Below are 22238 nucleotides of genomic sequence, written 5' to 3'. Positions count from 1 at the left end.
TTTGCGAACCATTTGGTGAATTCGCCGCTATGATAAAACTGTTAAATTGTTTTGCGCAATTGTTAATGATTTATTCCGCATTATTTGATTAACGCACAGGACAGACCCCTCGCCCCTGAGGGGAGAGGGTTAGGGGAGGGGCGAAAAGGTTTTAAACCGGCATCGATTTGCGGATGGCGCTCAGAAGCGTCTGCGCGCCCGTAGAAAGCGGGGTGTCTACGCGGGTCAAAATGCCGATAGGTTCACCGGGGCCAGGGGAGGTAATCGGCAGGGCGATCAGCGTTCCCTGACGTAAATCATCTTTTACCGCGCCGGAGGGGACGAACCAGACGTAGTCATAATCCAGCGTAAGCTGGCGCGAAAGCGAGGCCGACAGCGTTTCGATACATCCTGAGGGTAGCGTACACCCCTGCATTTGCAGCAAGGTTTCGGCGGTCTGGCGGGGAACGGTTCCTTTTGGGCAGACCACTACCGGCCATTCCATAACGCGGCTTAACGTGACCGTGTCCTGCAGCAGGGGGTGATCGGGACGAACCACCAGCTTCAGGGATTCCAGGAACAGCAGTTCATAGTTGAGGCCGCCCATCAGCTCAGGGTCGGACATGCGACCGATTCCGAGATCCAGTTCGCCCGATTTCAGCCCCGCGAGCAGCATGGTGTTATTCATGGTGGCGACCTGAATCGTGGTATGTCGCTGCTGCTTGTGGAACTGGCCGATAACGGGCGGAAGGATGCCCAGCGCCGCGGTAGGCAAAGCACCCACGCGCACCACCTCACTGGTTTGCTCTTCTTTTCGGTGCAGGGACTGGCCTGCGGTATTGAGCGCATCCAGCACTTTCACGGCGTGCGTGAGGAACTGTTCGCCCACGATGGTAAGCTGCGCCCCCAGCCGGCCGCGGTCAAAAAGACGGGCACCGGTCAGCTGTTCCAGCTCGTTGAGGGTTTTTGAGAGCGCAGGCTGGCTCAGGTTGAGAGTTTCAGCCGCACGCCCCAGCGTTCCCTGTTGAGCGACGGCCACAAATGTATGCAAATGGCGCAAGCGTATGCGCTGACTGAACAGACCATTTTTTTCCATAGGCGATGTTAAAAACAGAGCGATGCGGGTGACAAGTTAAGTTGTTTAATTTTGATAACCTGATAGCAAAATATTTTTAACATTTGATCTGTTTGAGTTACAACATGTTTTTTGGCTGGGGAATAAAAGCGAACATCCTTGTTCATTTATTGCTCATTGCGGAGGAGTATCGTTTACCGGTTTAGATCACGCCGTCACCGCCATCGGAACACCACACCTGGCCGGACGTAAATGAACATTCATCCGAGGCCAGCGTGACGTACAGCGGGGCAATCTCGACGGGCTGGCCCGGACGTCCCAGCGGGGTGTCGCCGCCGAACTCCTTCACTTTTTCCATCGGCTGCCCGCCGCTGGACTGCAGTACCGTCCAGTAAGGGCCAGGGGCAACCGCGTTGACGCGAATACCTTTCGGACCCAGTTGTTTGGCTAAGGATTTGGTAAACACCGCCAGACAGGCTTTCGTCTGGGCGTAGTCCAGCAGCACGGGGCTAGGCTTCACCGCCTGAACGGACGAGGTATTAATGATAACGGACGACGCTTTCAGGTGGCGCAGCGCCGCCTTGGTGATCCAGAACGGAGCGTAAACGTTGGTTTTAAACGTTGCGTCAAAATCTTCCGTGGTCAGTTCTTCAAGCGATTCACGGAACTGCTGACGGCCGGCGTTGTTGACCAGAATGTCCAGCCCGCCCAGTTTCGACACGGCTTCTTCGACCAGATTCTGACAGAAGGTTTCGTCCCGGACGTCCCCCGGCAGCGCGATAGCCTTGCGGCCTTCGGCTTCAATCAGGTCGATGACCTCAGCGGCGTCTTTTTCCTCTTCGGGAAGGTAGTTAATGGCAACGTCAGCGCCTTCACGAGCATAGGCGATAGCGACCGCGCGACCAATCCCGGAGTCTCCGCCGGTAATCAGCGCTTTTTTGCCGGCCAGGCGGCCATGTCCTTTGTAGCTTGTTTCCCCGTGGTCGGGTACAGGCTGCATTTCGGATGCCAGTCCCGGCGGCGTTTGCGGCTGTTCCGGGAACGGGGGCTGCGGGTAAGCGTTCGTACGTTGTTTAGTATCACTCATAGCTGACTCCTTAAGCCAAGGGGTGAGATTTGATGGATAACTGCAGCGTTAACGCTTCGCTGAATTATTTCTGCAAACGATCAACACGGACGACGGCAGGAGATGATTTTTTATCAAGCGAACCGTTGATACTGATCATCTGGTCGGGTTTTACCGTTCTGCCGTCGAAGACTGCCTGGGGAATAATAACGTCGATTTTTCCGGTTTTATCCTGAAATATAAACTTATCGCCGCTACCGTCAATAAGATTACCGCGTAATGAAATTGTCGCGCCATCATGCAATTCTTTTGCCTGCCTGATGGTCATAATACGCGCGTCGTCGGTTCCGCGATATCCGCTATCAAGCGCGTGGGGAGGCGGTGGCGCTTCGCCTTTTTGTAAACCCCCGTTATTATCTGCCCATGCGGCCGGAACCAGAAATATCAATAAAGCGGAAATAAGTGATAATTTCATCCGATATCCTTCATTTTGCGTGTCTTGACTTATTAAGTATTGTTGCTATTCCTTTATGTGGCAAATGTGATAAGTCCTAAAAACATTCGCGTTAGAAATCAAAATTATCGGATAATAAGCGAACCGGTGACGATGGCCATGAAGCGTGAAAATGAAAAGTTACCCGGGATAGATGAGAGTTACCGTTTGCTGACGTTTGAATACGCGTTTCGTCAGGTGGGTTTTATTGTTCTGCTGGGTATTATCGTCGCGGCGATTGCCGGTTTTTTTTCCAGCGGAATGGTCAGCGACACGGTCAAAACGAATTCCGCTAAATCATTGACCATAAACTATGAACGCTTTGGGCGACGGGAGACAGAGACGCGGATGGCGCTCGCGTTTCCGGTGCAAACGGAGGGGAAGTATGTCCTCAGCATGGCCAGCGAGAGCAGCGATGCGTATGAGCCCGGCAGCGTCTGGCCGCAGCCGGACGCTATGTTCAGCCGCTGAAAGACCCTCTTTTTTGTCTATAACAACCTGAAAAAAACCGACCGCTTCTCCGTGTTACTGTTCACGACACCTTCCATAGCCGGTAAATGGAACACCGTCTTCCGCGTCAACAGCGAGCCGGAAATTAACATCTGGCTATTTATCTGTTTCTGGTGGTGGTATTTAAAGTGGCCGGGCGTCGCGCGCTGCTGCAGATGACCAGCTTCGATCTCATTCTGCTCTTGATAATTAGTGAAGCCACGCAGCAGGCGCTTCTCGGACAAGATTTTTCCGTGACCGGCGCGATGATTACCATTACCACGCTGGTGGTGGCGGATATTATTTTCGGGCTGATGAAGGAATATTTCTCGCCAGTTGAGAATATTCTGGGTGGCACTAATGTTATTCTTGTTGAGAACGGCGTGCCGTTAGCCGATAAACTGAAAAAAAGTTGACGTGTCCTGTGATGATATTCTGGTGTCCGCGCGTCAAAATAATGGCATTACGGAAATAAGCGACATTAAATATGCCATACTTGAGCGCAATGACCATATTTCAATCATTCCTTTCGAGAAATAAGAGGCGGCAAGATGAGCAATCTTTTTCACGACAGCAATAATACCGTGGGTGAACTGACGAAAAAGCTGGCGAGCAAATTAACCGATCTCGGGCTTCGCTTAACCACCGCGGAATCCTGCACGGGCGGAAAGCTCTCGGTGGCGCTTTGCGCAGAGGAAAACACCGCCGAATTTTATGATGTTGGGCTGGTCGTGTTCAGCGATGAAGCCAAAGCGCGGATCCTCGGCGTGCGCCCTGAGACGCTGGCGCGGTTTACTGCCGTGAGCGAGCAGACGGTAACCGAAATGGCCGCCAGTATCCGCGACATCGCCCAGGCGGATATCAGCATCGCCATCAGCGGCTACGCGGGCCCGGAAGGGGGCGACGACGGCACTGCGGCGGGGACGGTCTGCTTTGCGTGGAACATACGCGGCGAGACGAAGACCCGCACCGTGCTTTTCTCCGGTGATTGTCAGGACGTGGTCGAAAAAGCGGTGCATTACTCGCTGGCTGAAGTGGTGACAACGTTGTCGGACGGGAATAACGAATAAACTCACGTGGAGGTTCTATGGCTGTCATAGTGATTACCGGCGGGACAGCGGGCGTGGGAAAAGCCACGGCGCTGCACTTTGCAAAGGCGGGTTACGACGTGGGGCTCATCGCCCGCGATGAAGCCAGCCTGCACTCTACCCAGGAGGAATTACGGCGCTTTGGCGTTAATGCCCACGCCGTGCAGGCGGACGTCGCCGACAGCCAGGCGGTGGTGGATGCCGCTAACGAAATTGAGTATCGCCTCGGCTCGATTGATGTCTGGGTGAACAACGCGATGGGGGCCGTTCTGGCACCGTTCCGAACCCTCACGCCGGACGAGTTTCGCCGCGTGACTGAGGTGACGTACCTCGGCTACGTGAACGGCACTCGCGCCGCGCTCGAACTTATGGTTCCGCGCGACAGGGGCGTAATAATCCAGGTGGGGTCCGCGCTGGCCTACCGTTCCATTCCGCTGCAGTCAGCCTACTGCGGGGCAAAAGCGGCGATCCGCGGGTTCACCGACGCGGTGCGTACCGAGCTGATGCATGAGAACAGCCGGGTTCAGCTTTCGATGGTGCAGATGCCCGGGCTCAATACCCCGCAGTTCGAATGGGCGAGGAACAAGTTTGCCTGGGCGATGCGCCCGGTGCCGCCTGTCTTTGAGCCTGAGGTGGCCGCCAGCGCCATCTTCAGGGTGGCGCAAAAACCGGTTCGCGAGCTGTGGGTCGGCAGCAGCACCATCCAGTCAATTGTCGGGCAATTTTTCTTCCCCGGTTTTCTCGACCGGCTGATGGTGAAAAAGGCGTGGGAAGGCCAGATGACCGACGATCTCAACGCGCCGGATCGTCGGGACTATCTCGACCAGCCGGTTAACGATCTGCACATGGGGGGCGTATCGTCCTCGTCGTTATCCGACCAGAGGTAGTAATCACGATAGGGTGACGCCGGGTTACGGCGGGCCTGCTGGAACCAGGGATGCGCGTCCGACGTGTGCTGGATCAGCAGCTCGATAATGACCTGCATGCCCAGCTCGCGGGCCTGTTCGATAAAAGCGATGATATCGGCCAGCTTTCCGAAGCGGGGATCCACCTGGAGGTGGTCGCTGACGTCGTAGCCTTCATCGAGAAAGGGCGTGAGGTAAAACGGGGTGCCAGATGACCGTCGCCCCCATGCGGCGAATATAGCGCAGCTTGGCCGCGATCCCGGCGATGTCCCCGCAACCATCGCCGTTCAAATCATAAAATAGCGCGGTATCAATCTGATAAATAATGGCTCGTGTATGCCAGTCGGTCATAGCGTTCCTCAGTGATAGCCTTCAGTATCCGACACTTTGCCCCGGAAGACGTAGTAGCTCCAGGCGGTGTACACCAGGATCACCGGAATAATCAGCAACGTGCCTACCAGCATAAATAGCTGGCTGGCAGGCGGGGCCGCGGCTTCCCACAGGGTGATGCGCGGCGGAATAATGTTCGGCCAGAGGCTGATGCCGAGCCCGCTAAACCCGAGGAAAATAAGCCCCAGCGTCAGCAGGAAGGGGCGGGAGTGGCTGGCCGGGTTGCGGGTCAGGCGCCAGATCAGCACGCTGAAAAGCCCTACCAGCAGAGGAACCGGCAGGAACAAGAAGAAGTTGGGCAAGGTAAACCAGCGCTCGGCCACGTACTGCCAGCCGAGCGGCGTCCAGATGCTCACTACCGCAATAACCACGATCAGCGCCAGCAGCACGTGGCGGGTCAGCTCGCGCATGCGGGCCTGCAGCGCGCCTTCACTTTTCATAATGAGCCAGGTGGTGCCCAGCAGCGTGTAGGCCACAACGAGACCGATACCGCAGAAGAGATTGAAGGGGGTGAGCCAGTCAAGTGCGGAGCCAGCGAAACGCCGCCCCTCAACGTCGAAGCCGTTAATCACGGCGCCCACCACCACGCCCTGGCTGAAGGTCGCGAGCAGGGAGCCGCCGGCAAAGGAGTAATCCCAGAATTTGCGGTGCGACGGCGTGGCTTTGAAGCGGAACTCAAAGGCGACGCCGCGAAAGATGAGACCGATCAGCATCGCGGTGAGGGGGATCGTCAGCGCATCAATAATCACCGCATAGGCCAGCGGAAAAGCGCCGAATAACCCTGCGCCGCCGAGTACCAGCCAGGTCTCATTGCCGTCCCAGACCGGCGCCACGCTGTTGACCATCACATCGCGCTCCTTCGCATCACCCACGAAGTTGAACAGCAGGCCGATGCCCAAATCAAAGCCATCCATGATGATGTACATCAGCGTGGCAAAGACGATGATGGCAAACCAGATAACTGAGATATCGACGCCCATCAGGTTCTCTCCTCTTCAGGAACAGACTCAGCGGCAGACAGCGGACGGGCGGGGGTGCCCGAGGTGTTTGACGTCAGCGTATCGACAGGCTGCGGTCCTTTCTTAATCAGCCGGATGAGGTAAACATAGCCCACCCCAAACACCGACGAGTAGACGACGAAGAACGCCAGCAGGCTGATGCTCATCTGAAGGGTGCTGTGCAGCGATACCGCGTCGATGGTGCGCAGATAGCCGTAGACCACCCACGGCTGGCGGCCCACCTCGGTGGTGACCCAGCCGGCGAGCAGCGCCAGCAGCCCGGCAGGCCCCATACTGAGGGCAAACCAGTGGAACGGGCGAGAGTGGTATAGCCGATGGCGATAGCGCAGCCAGACGCTGATCAGCCCGAGGGTAATCATCAGCAGCCCCATCCCGACCATGACGCGGAACGACCAGAAAACGATGGTCGAGTTTGGCCGATCTTCTTTCGGGAAATCCTTCAGCGCCGGGACCTGCTTATCCAGGCTGTGCGTCAGGATAAGGCTCCCGAGCGCTGGGATCTCCAGCCCGTATTTGGTGCGCTCTTCGTCCATATCCGGCAGACCAAACAGCAGCAGCGGGGTGGCCTCGCCGGGCGGGTTTTCCCAGTGTCCCTCAATGGCGGCAATTTTGGCCGGCTGATGCTCAAGCGTGTTCAGGCCGTGCATATCGCCCACGACCGCCTGGATGGGGGCGACCAGCAGCGCCATCCACATCGCCATGGAAAACATGGTGCGGACGGCGGGGGTATCGTTACCGCGCAGCAGGTGCCATGCGCCCGACGCGCCGACAAACAGCGCGCTGCTCAGAAACGCGGCGATAGCCATATGAATCAGGCGGTAAGGGAAGGAGGGATTAAAGACGATCGCCAGCCAGTCCTGCGGGATAACCTGTCCGTTTTCGATAGTGAAGCCCTGCGGCGTATGCATCCAGCTGTTGGAGGCGAGGATCCAGAAGGTCGACATCAGCGTGCCGAGCGCCACCATGCAGGTTGAAAAGAAGTGCAGGCCCGGGCCGACCTTATTCCAGCCGAACATCATGACGCCAAGGAAACCAGCCTCGAGAAAGAAAGCGGTTAACACCTCATAGGTAAGGAGTGGGCCGGTAATACTGCCCGCGAACTGTGAGAACCCGCTCCAGTTGGTGCCAAACTGGTACGCCATGACCAGCCCGGAAACGACACCCATCCCGAAGTTAACGGCAAATATCTTGAGCCAGAAATGGTACAACGATCGCCAGACGTCGTTTTTGGTGCGCAGCCACATGCCCTCCAGCACCACCAGATAGCTGGCGAGGCCGATGGTGATAGCAGGAAAAAGGATATGAAACGAGACGGTAAAAGCGAACTGAATTCTGGCCAGATGGAACGCGTCGAGTTCGAACATGGTCCGTACCTCTGAAACGATGGGGCACGAGAATTGCCGGGCAGTTTATGGCTGCCCGGCAAAACCGATTACGGTTTAGTCTTACCGGCACCCAGCTCGGCACCGGTCAGCGGGTCAGAATGTGGATCGGACTTCGTGCGGGCAGACATCGCCTTGACCAGGGTTGCCTGTTCGGTCGTGAGCGTGACGCTTGCGCTGCCATCACCGCCGTCAACCGCAGGCTGGGGGGACTCAACGTAATCGAAATGTTTATCGCTGTTCCAGCTTCCGCGAACCTCTCCACCTTCAGACATATTGTAGTACTTGTTGTTGAATTCCTCGATTGGCGGCAATTTTCCCGGTGGGAAATTATTACGGATGGACTGCAGCGCCTTCTCAAAGGAGAGCTGATGCGCCGCCTCGCGCGTCATCAGAAACGCCAGGGCATCCTTTACGCCGGGATCGTCGGTCACGTTGATCAGCCGTTCATAGATGATTTTCGCTCTGGCCTCTGCTGCCACGTTTGAGCGCAGGTCCGCCGTTGGCTCGCCGATGGTATCGACGTAGGCCGCCGTCCAGGGCACGCCCGCCGAGTTAGTGAGCGGGGTGCCGCCACCGTACAGCAGGGAGGTGATGTGGCTGTCATTGCCGTTTTCGGTCATGGAGCGATACAGCTCGGCCTCGTTTTCCACCCCTTCCGCCAGCGCGCCTTTGGCACCTTTATTAAGCATGCCGACCAGAGTACCGATGATTTCGAGGTGGCTTAGCTCCTCGGTCGCGATATCCATCAGCATATCTTTACGGCCCGGATCGTCATCGCTCAATCCTTGCGTAAAGTACCGGCAGGCGGCAGCCAGTTCACCCTGCGGCCCACCGAACTGTTCCAGTAAAAGGTTGGCGAGGCCAGGGTTCGGTTCGGCAACGCGAACCGTGTATTGCAGCTGTTTGACGTGTCGGAACATGGCGATTCTCCCGGATTATTTTTTCGCTTCGACGCCCGATGCGTCTGAACGCAACAGGAACTGTTCCGTGGTCTGCGGAATATGGCGGATCAGCCAGTCGGCCATTTCGCGCTCTTGCGCCAGAATCGTCTCGATGGCCGGCACCGAGGCGACGTCGCCTGCTTTCTTAGCCGCCGCGAGCAGGGAGGTATAACAGGCTATTTCAAACTGTTCGAAAACATAGCCGCTGATCGAGCCCTTTACGATCTCATCCGACGGGAACATGCCGCCGATGGACTGCCCGAGCGCCGCCATTTTGCTCATCGAATCTTTTAAAACCGAACGAGAAATATCATTACGGTCGAGGATTTCTTCCAGCAATGTAATTTGCCGTTTTGTCTCATTAATATGCTGCTCAATTCTGGCGCGAACATCAGGATAATTATCGATACGGCTGGCCATGGATTCCAGCATAGATTCGGCTTGCTTTTCCATCGCATGGGCATCGCGTAGCCAGTCATGGTAGTGTTCTACGTGATTCATCATTGTATCCTCATTAGGGGTTCGCTTATTTGGTCTCACTTTCAGCAGCCTGATCGGCACGCGCGGCACTGTAGCCAGATAAATGGCCGACAATATTGGCGTAAATACTGATGATAATGACCCATAGCACGCTGTTCTTCCACCATATTACGGAGGGGATGGCGAGAATGAACCATATTATGGCTGCCGCTAAATGGCACCGTTTAATTGTGCTGGGACTGATGCTAATTTTATTTAACCTGTATTATTGCGTCATTTTTGCGCTTTTTGGTTAATATTTCCTACGGCCAGGTTGGTGAGTTTAAGGTCGGTCTCTTTTTCTTCTTCCAGCGTTTCGGCAAGAAGCTTAACGGCTTTTTTATAGCCCAGTTGCTCTGCTAATGTGGCAAGGGTACCGTAGCTGGCAATTTCGTAATGTTCGACTTTTTGCGCGGCGGCAATAAGTGCGGCATCACGTACTTCATTTTTTTCCGTACTTTCGATGACTTCGTTGGCTTCTTCAATTAAGCCTTCCATCGCCACGCACTTCATGCGTTTGATCTTAATACCGTCTTCCTGCTCAACGATTTGGTCAATACGTTCAATCTGACCCTGCGTCTCTTCCAGGTGGGCGGTAAAAGCTGCGCTCAGCTTCTCGCTGGAGGCGGCGCGGGCAAGCTTGCTTAACGCTCGGGTAAGCTGCTTTTCTGCGCTGTAAGTATCAGACAGAAGATGAATAAAGACATCCTCGACGCTTTTCATATTCATAATAATTACGCTCCGGTAAAATAAAGAAAGGGTACTGCGAGCTTTTCAGCCCGCAGCATGCTCTCTGGTTTTATTAAAAGAGTATTAAATAAGATCAGGAGTTATCAGATTTACGGCCTCCGCCGTGGCTGTTTTTACCCCCTTTCTTGCCAGCTTCAGATGCGCGTTGCGGGTCATTCTTGAAGTTGCCCCCGCTATGCTGGCCACCTTTACGGCCTGCTTCTGATGCTCTTTCACGGTCTTCTGCGAAATTACCTGAACCACCACGATGCTCTGCCATATAAACCTCATAGTCATATATTGGTTATGCCAGTACGATACGAAAATATTCCGTATCACTCGTCGTTCGAGTAATAACTCTAGTCGCTCTGCGGCATCCGTCAAATGCGTTTTGCTATTTGCGGTTGCGTTATTTTTAAATATTTGTAAATTTACGCTTCGCTTAGAAGGGAAATATGGATAGACAGGAAAGACTTGTAAACAGCCATTCAGATTAATCCTAACTTCGAGCTAAAAATTTGAAAGGTGAGGATAAAAATAATGGCTTACTCGAATTGGTTAATTTGCATTCAGGAGAGACTCAAAAAATACTCCTTTATAGCTAGAAAGCGGAACCCTAAATAATTATATGGAAAATCCTGGATAAAAGCGTTCAGGTTTAAAGGGCGGTTCCGTTCGGCACTGTTCAGGGACCAGTAGCACACGGTTTGACCACTGTCGTCTTAAGATCACAATTCAGAAATTCTTCCCCCCGGAAGGAACGGGTTTCTCTACACTCCAGGTAATATTCACTGGAGGCATGACATCATGGCGAACACCATCACGGCTGATGACATTCGGGAACGCTTTTCGCAGGCTATGTCGGCGATGTACCAGCAGGAAGTTCCGCAGTACGGCACCTTGCTTGAACTGGTTGCGGACGTAAACCTGGCGGTTCTGGAAAATAATCCACTATTACATGAACAACTGGCTAACGCCGATGAGCTTGCGCGCCTGAACGTGGAGCGTCACGGGGCGATCCGCGTCGGCACGGCACAGGAACTTTCAACCCTGCGCCGTATGTTTGCCATTATGGGCATGTACCCGGTCAGCTATTACGATCTCTCTCAGGCGGGGGTGCCCGTCCACTCAACGGCGTTTCGTCCGATAGACGATGCGGCGCTGTGCCGGAATCCGTTTCGTATTTTTACCTCGCTGCTGCGTCTTGAGCTGATTGAAAACGTCGCGCTGCGCGAGCGTGCCGCGGAGATCCTGTCTCACCGCAATATCTTCACCCCGCGCTGCCTGGAACTGATCGACCTGCACGAGTCGGAAGGGGAGTTTTCTGACGCACAGGCCCATGAGTTTGTGCAGGAAGCGTTAGAAACCTTCCGCTGGCACCGTCACGCGACGGTCGATCGGGAGACCTATCTGGCCCTGAGCAACGAGCATCGCCTGATTGCCGACGTGGTCTGCTTCCCGGGCTGCCACATTAACCATCTCACGCCGCGCACGCTGGACATTGACCGGGTACAGGAGCTGATGCCGAAGTACGGTATCGAACCAAAAATTCTGATCGAAGGGCCGCCGCGTCGCGAGGTGCCCGTCTTATTGCGTCAAACCAGCTTCAAGGCGCTGGAAGAGCCGGTGCTGTTTGCCGGTGAACATAAAGGCACCCACACCGCGCGCTTCGGTGAGATTGAACAGCGCGGCGTGGCGCTGACCCCGAAAGGCCGTGAACTGTACGATAGCCTCCTCGCCCAGGCCGGTACCGGTAAAGATAACCTGACCCATCAGCTGCATCTGCGGGAGATTTTTAACGCCTTCCCGGACAGCGAAATGCTCATGCGCCGTCAGGAGCTGGCTTATTTCCGCTACCGCCTGACGCCAGCCGGGGAAGCGCATCGGCATGCGTTTCGTCCCGGAGACGATCCGCAGCCGCTGATCGAGCGCGGATGGGTGGTTGCCCAGCCGATCACCTACGAAGATTTCCTCCCGGTCAGCGCCGCGGGGATTTTCCAGTCCAACCTCGGGAACGAAACCCAGGCCCGCAGCCACGGTAACGCCAGCCGCGATGCGTTTGAAGACGCGCTGGGATGCCCGGTGTATGACGAGTTTACGCTCTACCTGGAGGCTGAAACGCGCAGCAAACAGCGTTGCGGTTTGCTCTGAAATCGTTACTCTGCTGGGGTGTGATGGAAAAATTAAGGTCGTTATGCAAAATCCTTCCGCCCCTGTGGTTGAAACGCGCCAGGGCGCACTGTCTGGTTTAACCGATGAAAACGTTCACCTCTGGTGCAGTATTCCCTACGCCGCGCCGCCCGTGGGGGAGTGGCGCTGGCGCTCGCCCCGGCCGCCTGAACGCTGGGATGGCCTGCGCGAGGCCACGGCCTTCTCGCCCTCAAGCTGGCAAAACAGCGAGTACTGCCAGGAGCTAGGCGGCGGCGATCCGGGGCAGTTTTCCGAAGATTGCCTCTACCTTAACGTCTGGTCTCCCGCAGAGCGCGCCGGGCCGCTGCCGGTTATGGTCTGGCTGCACGGAGGCGGGTTTACGATTGGTGCCGGAGGCCTGCCGCCTTATAACGGCAAAGCGCTGGCCGCGCGCGGCGTGGTTGTGGTCACGATCAACTACCGTCTCGGCCATCTCGGCTTTTTCGCCCATCCCGCGCTGGAAGGCGAGGAAGGGCGCGTGGTGCATAATTTTGCCATGCTGGATCAGATCGCCGCGCTCGAATGGGTGCGGGATAACATCGCTGGGTTTGGCGGCGATCCCGCTAATGTGACCCTGTTTGGTGAATCCGCTGGCGCGCGCAGCGTGCTTTCGCTGCTGGCCTCTCCGCTGGCAGCAGGATTATTCCACAAGGCGATTGTGCAAAGCGGATACACCTTGCCTGACACGCCGCGCGAGCAGGCCCTGCAAAAAGGGGAAGCGCTGGCCGCCCATTTCGGCCTGGAAAATGCGACCGCCGGGCAGCTGCGCGCCATTCCGCCCGAGGCGTTCTGGCCGCTCACCGCGCCGCTGAACGTCGCCCCGGCGCCTATCGCTGGAGACTGTGTTCTGCCGGAAGCCATGCTGGACGTCTTTTTCGCCGCCCGTCAGCATCCGGTGCCGGTTATGATTGGCTCCAACAGCGATGAGGCCAGCGTGATGGCGGTGTTTGGCATCGATCTCGCCGGACAAATTCAGAAGCTTCGGCGCGAACGCCGCTTCGGGCTCGGGCTGATTAAACTGCTCTATCCGGGCGTGAAAGGCGATGAAGAGCTGGGCAGGCAGGTGTGCCGCGACATGGCTTTTACCACCATGGGCTACGTGGTGATGCAGGCCCAGCAGCGCGTCGGCGGATTGTGCTGGCGCTACTGGTTTGACTATGTCGCTGAGGCGGAACATGCCACGTACATCAACGGTGCCTGGCACGGCAACGAAGTTCCCTACGTCTTCGATACGCTCGGTCAGGTGGAGCCTTCACGTCAGTACGTCAATGAGCGAGATCTGCAGTTTGCTGCCCACGTGGCGGATTACTGGGTGAGCTTTGCGCGTGACGCGGGTCCTCGCGACATCCTGCCCGGGCCGACGCACTGGCCCGCGTGCCGCAAAGGTCGGGACGTTCTGTTACGCATTGGCGTGAATAAACATGCAGCGTTCAGGCTTGAAAACCGCTTTATGCGCGCCCGCATGAGCCTCTTCAAGCGGGTAATGAAGCACCACGTCAGCCTCGATTAAGCAAACAGGCGCGAAACGCCGCGAGACCATTTTCCTCGTCTGGCGTTTCGCGCAGCACCAGCCGGTAGCTTGCGCCAGTTTTTATGCTTGTCTCATAGGGCCGTACCAGCCTTCCAGCGTGAATATCTTCTGCCACCAGCGTTTCGTCGGCGATGGCGACGCCCAGCCCCTGAATAGCGGCCGTAATGGCGAGATCCATCGTGTCGAAGTGTTGATTTTTGTGCATGGCAAAGCCCGGGCCTTCCTGTTTCGTCAGCCACAGCGACCAGTCCGTCTTATCCCTTGTGGGGTGAAGGAATGTTAACGAACCCAGCGCAGCCCCCGCCCGCACCGGGCTTATCACCGGGGTGAGCGCCTCTTCGAACAGCAGATCGCCTGCGCTCATGTGCGTGCCGAACACGATGGCCGCGTCGTAAGATTCGGTTTTGAAATTGACGTTGTGATCGGTGGTGGTGGTCAGCGCGATCTGCAGATCAGGATGCTCACGCTCCACCTCCAGCAGGCGCGGCACCAGCCAGCGCATGGCGCAGGTGGGGGCCTTCAGCCGGATCACCGTGTGCTGGCTGCGGGCCTGGTCGGCCACAGACAGCAGCTGCTCGAAAGCGGACTGCAGCTCCGGAAGCAGGGCGCTACCCTGCGGTGAGAGGCGCAGCCCGCGCGCGTGGCGTTCAAAAAGCGGAAAGCCAAACCACGCCTCAAGGGAGGCAATCTTGCGGCTCACAGCCCCCTGCGTCAGACACAGTTCGGCGGCGGCATGGGTAAGATTGAGGTGACGCGCAGTGACTAAAAATGCGTCGATGGCATTAAGGGGGAGCGAACGGCGTGACATAAAAATCACCTCAGCTATGCATTTTTCTCATGGCTATTATGACAACAATTCGATTGTCCCGACAGCACAGATGTTGTTTGAATAGTTATGCAATGTCCATGAGAAGGGAAAGAGGATGACTTTACGAACGCCTGTGCAAACGCGCTCCAAACTGCCGGATGTGGGAACCACCATTTTTACCGTTATCGGCCAGCTCTCGGCGCAGCATAACGCGATTAACCTTTCTCAGGGCGCACCGAATTTTTCCTGCGACCCGAAGCTGATTGCGGGCGTCACCCGCGCAATGGAGGCGGGGCATAACCAGTACGCGTCGATGACCGGTCTACAGCCGCTCAAAGAACGTATTGCCGATAAAATTGCCACGCTCTACGGCACGCAGTACGACCCGGCCAGCGAGGTGCTGGTGACTGCCAGCGCCAGCGAAGGGCTCTATTCGGCGATTAGCGTGCTGGTGCACCCGGGCGATGAGGTGATCTACTTTGAGCCGTCCTTTGACAGCTACGCGCCGATTGTCCGTCTTCAGGGGGCAACCCCGATTGCCATCAAGCTCACCGTGCCGGATTTTGCCGTCAACTGGGATGAGGTTCGCGCCGCGATCACGCCGCGCACGCGCATGATCATCATTAATACGCCGCACAATCCGAGCGGTCAGGTCTTCTCCGCCAGTGACCTGCAGCAGCTGGCGGCGCTGACGCGCAATACCGACATCATTATTTTGTCTGACGAAGTGTACGAACACGTCGTTTTTGACGGCGAGCCACACCACGGGATGGCCACGCACCCGCAGCTGGCGGAGCGCAGCGTGATTATTTCCTCTTTCGGAAAAACCTATCACGTCACCGGGTGGCGCGTGGGTTACTGTGTTGCACCGGCGGTACTGATGGACGAGATTTGTAAAGTGCATCAATTTTTAATGTTTTCTGCCGATACGCCAATGCAGCACGCGTTTGCTGAGCATATGGTCGACCCGCAAACCTGGCTGTCGCTGTCGGCGTTTTACCAGCGCAAGCGCGATCTGCTGCACAGTCTGCTGGCCGATTCGCCGTTTACGCTGCTGCCGAGCGCCGGATCGTTCTTCATGCTGGCGGACTACAGCCAGTTCAGCGACGAGCGCGACAGTGAGCTGGTGAAACGGCTGATCGTTGAGTACGGCGTTGCCACCATTCCGCTGTCGGCGTTTTATGCGGACGGTACGGATAATAAATTGATTCGTCTCTCTTTTGCGAAAGATGAGGCGACGTTACGGGCAGGTGCCCAGGCCCTGTGTCGGGTTAAACCACGCTAAGATAGGCTCTGAGGAGTTGTAGATGAAATTACGCGCGTTAGTTGTCGGCATGGGATTGCTGTGTACTTTTTCTTCCTTCGCGGCTACCGAGCTGCGTTACGGGCTGGAAGCGGAATATCCGCCGTTTGAGAGCCGCAATGCGGCGGGCGAACTGGAAGGGTTTGACGTTGAACTGGGGAATGCCATCTGCGAAGCGGCAGCGCTGAAGTGCAGCTGGGTGGAAACCTCCTTTGATGCGCTGATCCCGGGCCTGGTGGCGAAGAAATTTGACGCCATCAACTCGGCGATGAACATCACCGAGCAGCGCCGCAAGAGCATTGATTTTACCCAGCCGATCTACCGTATTCCGTCGCAGCTGGTCGGCAAGGCAGGTACGGCGGTTGAGGCAACGCCTGAGGGGCTGAAGGGCAAAACCATCGGCGTGCTGCAGGGATCCATCCAGGAAACCTATGCCAAAGAGCACTGGGAAAAGCAGGGTGTCACCGTGGTGTCTTATAAAGATCAGAATATGGCCTGGGGCGATCTGCTGAATGGCCGTATCGACGCCTCGCTGGTCATGTCCGCGGCCGGGCAGGCAGGTTTCCTCAGCAAGCCGCAGGGGAAAGGGTTTGGCTTCATCGGCAAACCGGTGTCTGACGACACTATCCTTGGCAGTGGGATCGGTTTTGGGTTGCGTAAGGGTGACGAGGCCACCAAAAAGCAGCTTGATGCCGCGATCGATAAAGTACGTGCCGACGGCACGATCGCTAAACTCGCTGATAAGTACTTCCCGGGTATCGATGTCAGCGTAAAATAACCGCCTCATTAGCCCCGTCAGCTGATGTCCTGACGGGGCATTTTTAATACACTTCATCCTTCAAGCTGCCTCTGCGTTGGCTACGTCTGTTCACCCCAGTCACTTACTTAAGTAAGCTCCCGGGAATTCTCAGACTTGCCGCCTTGATCCAGCATGAATGATTTTGTGTATTTACTGTTTTTTACACCACTTTCGGGCCGTTCTGGTCGACAGAAAATATTTCACACTTTGTTCATATAATCACCGGCCAACAATTGGATTCTTAACCATTTTTGTTTAGGCTGTGCGTTCTTTCTTGCCGTCATTTCGCCGAGCGCGAAACACATTCACACGACCATAAGGACGTTTTTCCAGGCATGAATCGCAGACGTTTTCTAAAAGGCTCGCTGGCAGTGGCAGCCCTGAGCGGCACATCTGGCCTTGCTTCCCTGTTTTCCAAAGCGGCATACGCTGCCGACTCTGACATTGCTGACGGCCAGAGCCGTCGTTTCGACTTCTCCGTACTGCAATCCATGGCGCATGACCTGGCAAAAACCCCGTGGGGTGGCGCGCCGCGCCCGCTGCCGGAGACGCTGGCCACCATGACGCCGCAGGCGTACAACGCCATCCGCTACGATGAAAAACAGTCACTGTGGAACAACATTGAAGGGCGTCAGCTGGACGTGCAGTTCTTCCATATGGGGATGGGGTTCCGCCGCCGCGTGCGGATGTTCTCGCTGGACCAGTCGACCTCTATGGCGCGCGAGATCCACTTCCGTCCGGAGCTGTTCAGCTACGGCGAAACGGGTGTGGATACCAAGCAGCTGGAAGGGCAAAGCGATCTCGGCTTTGCGGGCTTCCGCGCCTTTAAGGCACCTGAGCTGGCGCGTCGCGATATCGTCTCTTTCCTGGGCGCGAGCTATTTCCGCGCGGTGGATGACACCTACCAGTACGGCCTTTCCGCGCGCGGTCTGGCGGTAGACACCTTTACCGACACGCCGGAAGAGTTCCCGGACTTTACCTCCTTCTGGTTTGAAACCGTCAAGCCAGGCGATACGACCTTTACCGTTTATACGCTGCTCGACAGCCCGAGCATCACCGGCGCCTATAAATTCGTGATCCACTGCGAGAAGAGCCAGGTGATCATGGAGGTGGAAAACCACCTCTACGCGCGGAAGGACATCAAGCAGCTCGGCATTGCGCCGATGACCAGTATGTTCAGCTGTGGCAATAACGAACGCCGCATGTGTGACACCATTCACCCGCAAATTCATGACTCCGACCGCCTGGCGATGTGGCGCGGCAACGGGGAGTGGATCTGTCGTCCGCTGAACAACCCGCAGAAGCTGCAGTTTAATGCCTATATGGACAAAAACCCGAAAGGGTTCGGCCTGCTGCAGCTCGACCGCGATTTCTCGCACTATCAGGACGTGATGGGCTGGTATAACAAACGTCCGAGCCTGTGGGTTGAACCGCGTAACGACTGGGGTAAAGGCGCGGTTGGCCTGATGGAGATCCCGACCACCGGCGAAACGCTGGATAATGTGGTCTGCTTCTGGCAGCCGGAAAAAGCGGTGAAAGCGGGCGACGAGCTGGACTTTAAATATCGTCTGTACTGGAGCGCCATGCCGCCGGTGCGCTCTCCGCTGGCCAACGTCTTCGCCACCCGTACCGGCATGGGCGGCTTCCCGGAAGGCTGGGCACCGGGGGAAAATTACCCGAAAGTGTGGGCCCGTCGCTTTGCTATCGACTTCGTCGGTGGCGACCTGAAGGCCGCTGCGCCAAAAGGCATCGAGCCGGTGATTACGCTCTCCAGCGGAGAAGCGAAGCAGGTTGAGATCCTCTACGTTGAGCCGTTTGACGGCTATCGCATCCTGTTTGACTGGTACCCAACCTCGGATTCGACGGAGCCTGTGGATATGCGTCTGTTCCTGCGCTGCCAGGGCGACGCCATCAGTGAAACCTGGCTGTACCAGTATTTCCCACCGGCGCCGGATAAACGTAACTACGTTGACGACCGGATAATGCGTTAACGATCGATTCCCTCTCCCTCCGGGAGAGGGTTAGGGTGAGGGGCAATGACCGCAGCAAAATCCGAAATTATCCCGGTATCTGACGCTCTCGAGCTTCGCGCCGTCGAAGAGCGCTACGCCGCCGATCTGCATAATCTCGTCGTCAAAAACAAAACCTTTCTGCAAACCGCCTTTGACTGGGCGCAGCACGTGGGCAGCGAGGATGATACCCGCCGCAACGTGCAGAGTAACCAGATGCTGCACCAGCGCGGCTACGCCAAAATGTTTCTGATCTTCAAGGATGATGCGCTGGTTGGCGTGCTGTCGTTCAACACGATTGAACCGATGAACAAGACCGGGTACATCGGCTACTGGCTGGATGAAGGCCACCAGGGGCAGGGGATCCTCTCCCGCTCACTGCAGGCGTTTATGAGCTACTACGCTGAACGCGGGGAGATCCGCCGTTTTGTGATCAAGTGTCGGGTGGCGAATCAGCACAGCAACGGCGTTGCCGTACGCAACGGTTTTACGCTGGAAGGGTGCCTGCGGGAAGCGGAATACCTGAACGGTCGCTTTGACGATGTGAACATCTACGGGAAGATCTACGCCCTATAACGCCCCCAGCAGCGGGGTGCGGGTGATGCGCTGGTCGCCGTTAATCACCTTTTCGCCGCGCAGGTGAATGCTCTCCCCGGCAAAGGCTTCGATGACCGCATCATCGGTGATTTCAACCCGGTGCTCGATGAGCACATCCCCGCTGATCCGCGCGCGTCCCTGGATCACCACCTTATCGTCCAGCATGATCGGCCCGCCGCGCAGCCAGGCCTGACCGCCAATCAGAACGTGGTGCTTGATGACGCAGTTTCCCTCGACCACGGCATTCTCCGCAATCTGCGAGCTGTAGCGCACCGTTGGGATGGCATCTTCATCAAAGCCGGCAATCACGCGGGCGTTACCATAGACCTTTGCGCAGTCGCACACCCACACGTTGTTGAGTTCGTTTCCCTCGAGGATCGCGTTGTCGAAGACTTCGGCGCGGTGCTCGACAAAGGCAAAATTCACCATCGCCTCGCCGTAGATTTGCGCCTGGTGCACAATGCGCGACTGGCTGACGGTCGCCTTATCGTAGATTTGCAGGATCTGGTCACGGTCCGGCGTCAGCCCTTTGGCGGCAATGATAACGCTATTGTGCAAAATGCGGGCGTCGCCGTAGAGATGGCACTCGCCCCTTACGCAGGATTGCTGAATGGTGACGTTGTCACTTATTCGCGCCCCGTGGCTGACCTCTGCGCCGTCCAGCCAGCAGCTGTCACCGATACGGGCATCATGGCTCACGACGCACGGCAGGGTAAGACGCGCGTTGCCGGACACGGTCGCTCCGGCGAACACCACGCTGTTTTCGTCGTAGATCCAACAGTCGCCGTCCTGCGCGAGGGCGCGTTCATCGTCAATCCAGCCGCCTCTCGTCCCGACAGTCACGTCGTTAAAGTCCGCCGTGGCGATAATCTGCCGCAGCGTGACGGAGCGGGTAGTGTCGCCGTTTTTCCATTGCCAGATGCGGGTTTCGTCGCTGAGGCGATATTTGTTCATCTTTATTTCTCTGATAAGCGTCTTCACTAAACGTAGCAAATTTTTCGATTTTCGAGCGGCTGGCAACCAGACGGTAAACGCCTTAAAATAGCATCCAGGATGCACTTTCACTTTATGAGAACGCAGGAAAACAATGACTGTCGATGAGAATTACTTCACAGAGAAATATGGCTTAACCCGTACCCATTCAGAAGTGCTGTACAGCGCGGAGATTGTGAAACCCGGTAAAACGCTGGATCTGGGCTGCGGCAACGGCCGCAACAGCCTTTATCTTGCAGCTAACGGCCACGATGTCACCGCATGGGATAAGAACCCGATGAGCATCGATAATATCGAGCGCATTAAGGCGGAAGAAGGGATCGATAACCTCCACACGGCGATTAAAGATCTCAACAACCTGAGTTTTGACGACGAGTACGATTTCATTCTCTCCACCGTGGTGCTGATGTTCCTGGAGTCAAAAACCATCCCGGGACTTATCGCCAACATGCAGCGCTGCACCAGGCCCGGCGGCTACAACCTGATTGTTGCCGCGATGGACACGGCAGATTACCCGTGCACTGTTGGCTTCCCGTTTGCGTTCAAAAGCGGTGAGCTGAGCAACTACTACGAAGGCTGGGAGTTGCTCAAATACAACGAAGACGTTGGCGAACTGCACCGCACCGACGAAAACGGCAACCGCATCAAGCTGCGCTTTGCCACGATGCTGGCGCGCAAGCCCGCTTAACGGGCGGCCAGCAGGCAGATCTGCAGGGCCGTGTTGTAAGACGCTTCGAACGACGACAGCGGCAGGAATTCAAACTTCGAGTGGAAGTTATGCGCGCCGGTGAAGAAGTTCGGCGTGAGCAGCCCTTTTGCCGAGAGCGCCGCGCCGTCGGTGCCGCCGCGCATGGGCGTCGGCTTCGGCGTGATGCCGAGCGATTCCATCGCTTCGAACATCAGATCGATAGCGCGCCGGTCTTCATCAATCGCATTGCTGATATTGCTGTAGGTATCTTCAATGCGATAGTCCACCCTGGCCGTTGGATACCGGGCGGCAACCAGCGCGGCTACGTCGGCAATCTGCTGCTTGCGGGCGGCAAAGCTGTCCTTGTCAAAGTCGCGGATATTGGCCTTAAGAATGGCCTCGTTTTGCCCGGCCTGAATGCCGTTAAACCAGATATAGCCCTCACGCCCCTCGGTGCACTCTGGCGTTTGCTGGCGGTCAAAATGGTTGATGTAGTCAGTCGCCATCAGCAGGGGGTTCACCAGCACGCCTTTGGCGGACATCGGGTGCGCCGTTACGCCGGTAAAGCGGATTTCAGCCGCCGCCGCATTAAAATTTTCGTAGACAATTTCCCCCAGCTCGCAGCAGTCGATGGTCCAGGCGAAGTCGACGTCAAAGCGCTTAAGGTCCAGCGCTTTTGCACCGTTCAGGCCGATCTCTTCGTCAGGCACAAATGCCACGACGATATCCCCGTGCTGATGCTCTGCCGTCAGGTTTTCCAGCACCGTCATGACCACCGTAACCGCCGATTTATTATCCGCGCCCAATACGCTGGTTCCGTCGCTGAAAATAATTTCCTCATTCGGATACGCCAGAATTTCAGGGTGCTCTTTAACCCGCAGCCAGATGTCTTTCTCTTTATTCAGACAGAGATCTTCACCGGTAAAGGTTAATATTTGTGGATGAATATCCGGTGATAATCCCACGTCCACGGTATCAATATGGGTTATAAAGCCGATGCGCGGCGCGCCGGGCACGTTGCCTTTTTTTACCGCCGTTACCGTGGCGAATTCATCAATCACAATATCGTCTAACCCCAGCTGTGCCAGCTCCTGCGCCAGCTCCCGCGCCATGTCGTGCTGGCCCGGCGTTGAGGGCAGGGTTTTGACTTTGGGATCGCTCTGGCTGGTGATGGCGAGATAGCGGAAAAAACGGTGCGTTAATTGTCTGGAAAGCGGCGAGCCCATAGTGATTTGTTCCTTA

Annotated in this window: 21 protein-coding genes and 4 pseudogenes; 11 read left to right on the top strand and 14 right to left on the bottom strand. The window is 56.4% G+C overall.

Annotated elements, in window-relative coordinates:
* Nucleotides 1-151: 151 nt before the first annotated feature.
* From ACMWLG_RS07815 to ACMWLG_RS07805, 3 genes are all read right to left on the bottom strand, one after another.
* Nucleotides 152-1075, bottom strand: a complete 924-nt coding sequence (locus tag ACMWLG_RS07815; RefSeq protein WP_023311667.1) for a LysR substrate-binding domain-containing protein — start codon at nt 1073-1075, stop codon at nt 152-154.
* Between the two features lie 181 nt (nt 1076-1256).
* Entirely contained in the window at nt 1257-2141 is an 885-nt protein-coding gene (locus tag ACMWLG_RS07810; RefSeq protein ID WP_023311668.1) for an SDR family oxidoreductase, read from the bottom strand.
* A gap of 64 nt (nt 2142-2205) precedes the next feature.
* Nucleotides 2206-2595 carry a YdeI family stress tolerance OB fold protein gene (locus tag ACMWLG_RS07805; protein WP_045399178.1) on the bottom strand — a complete coding sequence of 130 codons (390 nt, stop codon included), beginning with the start codon at nt 2593-2595 and terminating at the stop codon, nt 2206-2208.
* 138 nt (nt 2596-2733) lie between these two features.
* Here ACMWLG_RS07805 and ACMWLG_RS07800 point away from each other — a divergent pair.
* The 4 genes and pseudogenes from ACMWLG_RS07800 to ACMWLG_RS07785 form a co-directional block, all read left to right on the top strand.
* Nucleotides 2734-3282: pseudogene (locus tag ACMWLG_RS07800) on the top strand (hypothetical protein).
* A pseudogene (locus ACMWLG_RS07795) lies at nt 3216-3642 on the top strand (DUF421 domain-containing protein). The pseudogenes ACMWLG_RS07800 and ACMWLG_RS07795 overlap by 67 nt, the downstream one beginning before the upstream one ends.
* Nucleotides 3643-3653: 11 nt before the next feature.
* A complete protein-coding gene (locus ACMWLG_RS07790; RefSeq protein ID WP_045399181.1) occupies nt 3654-4172 on the top strand; it encodes a 2-oxo-tetronate isomerase in 519 nt (172 codons plus the stop codon).
* 17 nt (nt 4173-4189) lie between these two features.
* Nucleotides 4190-5035, top strand: a pseudogene (locus ACMWLG_RS07785) (SDR family oxidoreductase); the annotation flags it as partial.
* On the opposite strand, the pseudogene ACMWLG_RS07780 reads toward ACMWLG_RS07785, so the two are convergent.
* The 8 genes and pseudogenes from ACMWLG_RS07780 to ACMWLG_RS07745 form a co-directional block, all read right to left on the bottom strand.
* Nucleotides 5035-5446, bottom strand: a pseudogene (locus ACMWLG_RS07780) (alpha-amylase family glycosyl hydrolase); the annotation flags it as partial. The pseudogenes ACMWLG_RS07785 and ACMWLG_RS07780 overlap by 1 nt on opposite strands.
* Nucleotides 5447-5454: 8 nt before the next feature.
* Nucleotides 5455-6465 (bottom strand): cytochrome d ubiquinol oxidase subunit II, encoded by a 1011-nt coding sequence (cydB, locus tag ACMWLG_RS07775; RefSeq protein WP_045399185.1) that lies wholly within the window; start codon nt 6463-6465, stop codon nt 5455-5457.
* Nucleotides 6465-7868, bottom strand: a complete 1404-nt coding sequence (locus ACMWLG_RS07770; RefSeq protein WP_045399188.1) for a cytochrome ubiquinol oxidase subunit I — start codon at nt 7866-7868, stop codon at nt 6465-6467. The genes cydB and ACMWLG_RS07770 overlap by 1 nt, the downstream gene beginning before the upstream one ends.
* 68 nt (nt 7869-7936) lie before the next feature.
* Nucleotides 7937-8809 (bottom strand): manganese catalase family protein, encoded by an 873-nt coding sequence (locus ACMWLG_RS07765; RefSeq protein ID WP_045399191.1) that lies wholly within the window; start codon nt 8807-8809, stop codon nt 7937-7939.
* A gap of 15 nt (nt 8810-8824) precedes the next feature.
* Nucleotides 8825-9331 carry a ferritin-like domain-containing protein gene (locus ACMWLG_RS07760; protein WP_045399195.1) on the bottom strand — a complete coding sequence of 169 codons (507 nt, stop codon included), beginning with the start codon at nt 9329-9331 and terminating at the stop codon, nt 8825-8827.
* Nucleotides 9332-9356: 25 nt separating this feature from the next.
* Nucleotides 9357-9560 carry a hypothetical protein gene (locus tag ACMWLG_RS07755; RefSeq protein ID WP_045399198.1) on the bottom strand — a complete coding sequence of 68 codons (204 nt, stop codon included), beginning with the start codon at nt 9558-9560 and terminating at the stop codon, nt 9357-9359.
* 23 nt (nt 9561-9583) lie between these two features.
* Nucleotides 9584-10078, bottom strand: a complete 495-nt coding sequence (locus ACMWLG_RS07750) for a ferritin-like domain-containing protein (RefSeq protein ID WP_045399201.1) — start codon at nt 10076-10078, stop codon at nt 9584-9586.
* Nucleotides 10079-10172: 94 nt separating this feature from the next.
* The gene (locus ACMWLG_RS07745) at nt 10173-10358 is read right to left on the bottom strand and encodes a general stress protein (protein WP_414762970.1); all 186 of its coding nucleotides are present in this window, start codon (nt 10356-10358) and stop codon (nt 10173-10175) included.
* A gap of 527 nt (nt 10359-10885) precedes the next feature.
* On the opposite strand from ACMWLG_RS07745, the gene ACMWLG_RS07740 reads away from it, so the two are divergent.
* Nucleotides 10886-12229 carry a VOC family protein gene (locus tag ACMWLG_RS07740; RefSeq protein WP_045399204.1) on the top strand — a complete coding sequence of 448 codons (1344 nt, stop codon included), beginning with the start codon at nt 10886-10888 and terminating at the stop codon, nt 12227-12229.
* A 43-nt stretch (nt 12230-12272) separates the two neighbouring features.
* Nucleotides 12273-13778: a carboxylesterase/lipase family protein gene (locus ACMWLG_RS07735; protein ID WP_045399207.1), complete on the top strand. Its 1506-nt coding sequence runs from the start codon at nt 12273-12275 to the stop codon at nt 13776-13778.
* On the opposite strand, the gene ACMWLG_RS07730 is transcribed toward ACMWLG_RS07735, so the two are convergent.
* On the bottom strand, nt 13765-14607 hold the full coding sequence (locus ACMWLG_RS07730) for a LysR family transcriptional regulator (protein ID WP_045399210.1): 843 nt from the start codon (nt 14605-14607) through the stop codon (nt 13765-13767). The two genes, ACMWLG_RS07735 and ACMWLG_RS07730, sit on opposite strands and share 14 nt — an antisense overlap.
* Nucleotides 14608-14722: 115 nt before the next feature.
* On the opposite strand from ACMWLG_RS07730, the gene ACMWLG_RS07725 reads away from it, so the two are divergent.
* The 4 genes from ACMWLG_RS07725 (at nt 14723) to rimL (ending at nt 19294) form a co-directional block, all read left to right on the top strand.
* A complete protein-coding gene (locus ACMWLG_RS07725) occupies nt 14723-15892 on the top strand; it encodes a pyridoxal phosphate-dependent aminotransferase (protein ID WP_414762969.1) in 1170 nt (389 codons plus the stop codon).
* A 22-nt stretch (nt 15893-15914) separates the two neighbouring features.
* Nucleotides 15915-16688, top strand: a complete 774-nt coding sequence (locus ACMWLG_RS07720) for a transporter substrate-binding domain-containing protein (protein WP_023311683.1) — start codon at nt 15915-15917, stop codon at nt 16686-16688.
* A 356-nt stretch (nt 16689-17044) separates the two neighbouring features.
* Entirely contained in the window at nt 17045-18700 is a 1656-nt protein-coding gene (locus ACMWLG_RS07715; RefSeq protein ID WP_023311684.1) for a glucan biosynthesis protein D, read from the top strand.
* A gap of 45 nt (nt 18701-18745) precedes the next feature.
* A complete protein-coding gene (gene rimL, locus ACMWLG_RS07710; RefSeq protein ID WP_045399215.1) occupies nt 18746-19294 on the top strand; it encodes a 50S ribosomal protein L7/L12-serine acetyltransferase in 549 nt (182 codons plus the stop codon).
* Here rimL and ydcK read toward each other — a convergent pair.
* Nucleotides 19289-20269 (bottom strand): YdcK family protein, encoded by a 981-nt coding sequence (ydcK, locus tag ACMWLG_RS07705; protein ID WP_045620238.1) that lies wholly within the window; start codon nt 20267-20269, stop codon nt 19289-19291. The genes rimL and ydcK overlap by 6 nt on opposite strands.
* Before the next feature lie 133 nt (nt 20270-20402).
* Between ydcK and tehB the strand changes: the two genes are divergently transcribed.
* On the top strand, nt 20403-20996 hold the full coding sequence (gene tehB, locus ACMWLG_RS07700) for a tellurite resistance methyltransferase TehB (RefSeq protein WP_045399220.1): 594 nt from the start codon (nt 20403-20405) through the stop codon (nt 20994-20996).
* On the opposite strand, the gene pepT is transcribed toward tehB, so the two are convergent.
* Nucleotides 20993-22222 carry a peptidase T gene (pepT, locus tag ACMWLG_RS07695; RefSeq protein ID WP_045399223.1) on the bottom strand — a complete coding sequence of 410 codons (1230 nt, stop codon included), beginning with the start codon at nt 22220-22222 and terminating at the stop codon, nt 20993-20995. The two genes, tehB and pepT, sit on opposite strands and share 4 nt — an antisense overlap.
* Nucleotides 22223-22238: the final 16 nt, after the last annotated feature.

Source organism: Enterobacter sp. 01-M-02-SI-ECC (genome assembly GCF_047530595.1).
Taxonomy (GTDB): Bacteria; Pseudomonadota; Gammaproteobacteria; order Enterobacterales; family Enterobacteriaceae; genus Enterobacter; species Enterobacter cloacae_M.
The sequence above is the reverse complement of the archived record's forward strand: the minus strand, read 5'-3'. Positions and strand labels throughout refer to the sequence as shown.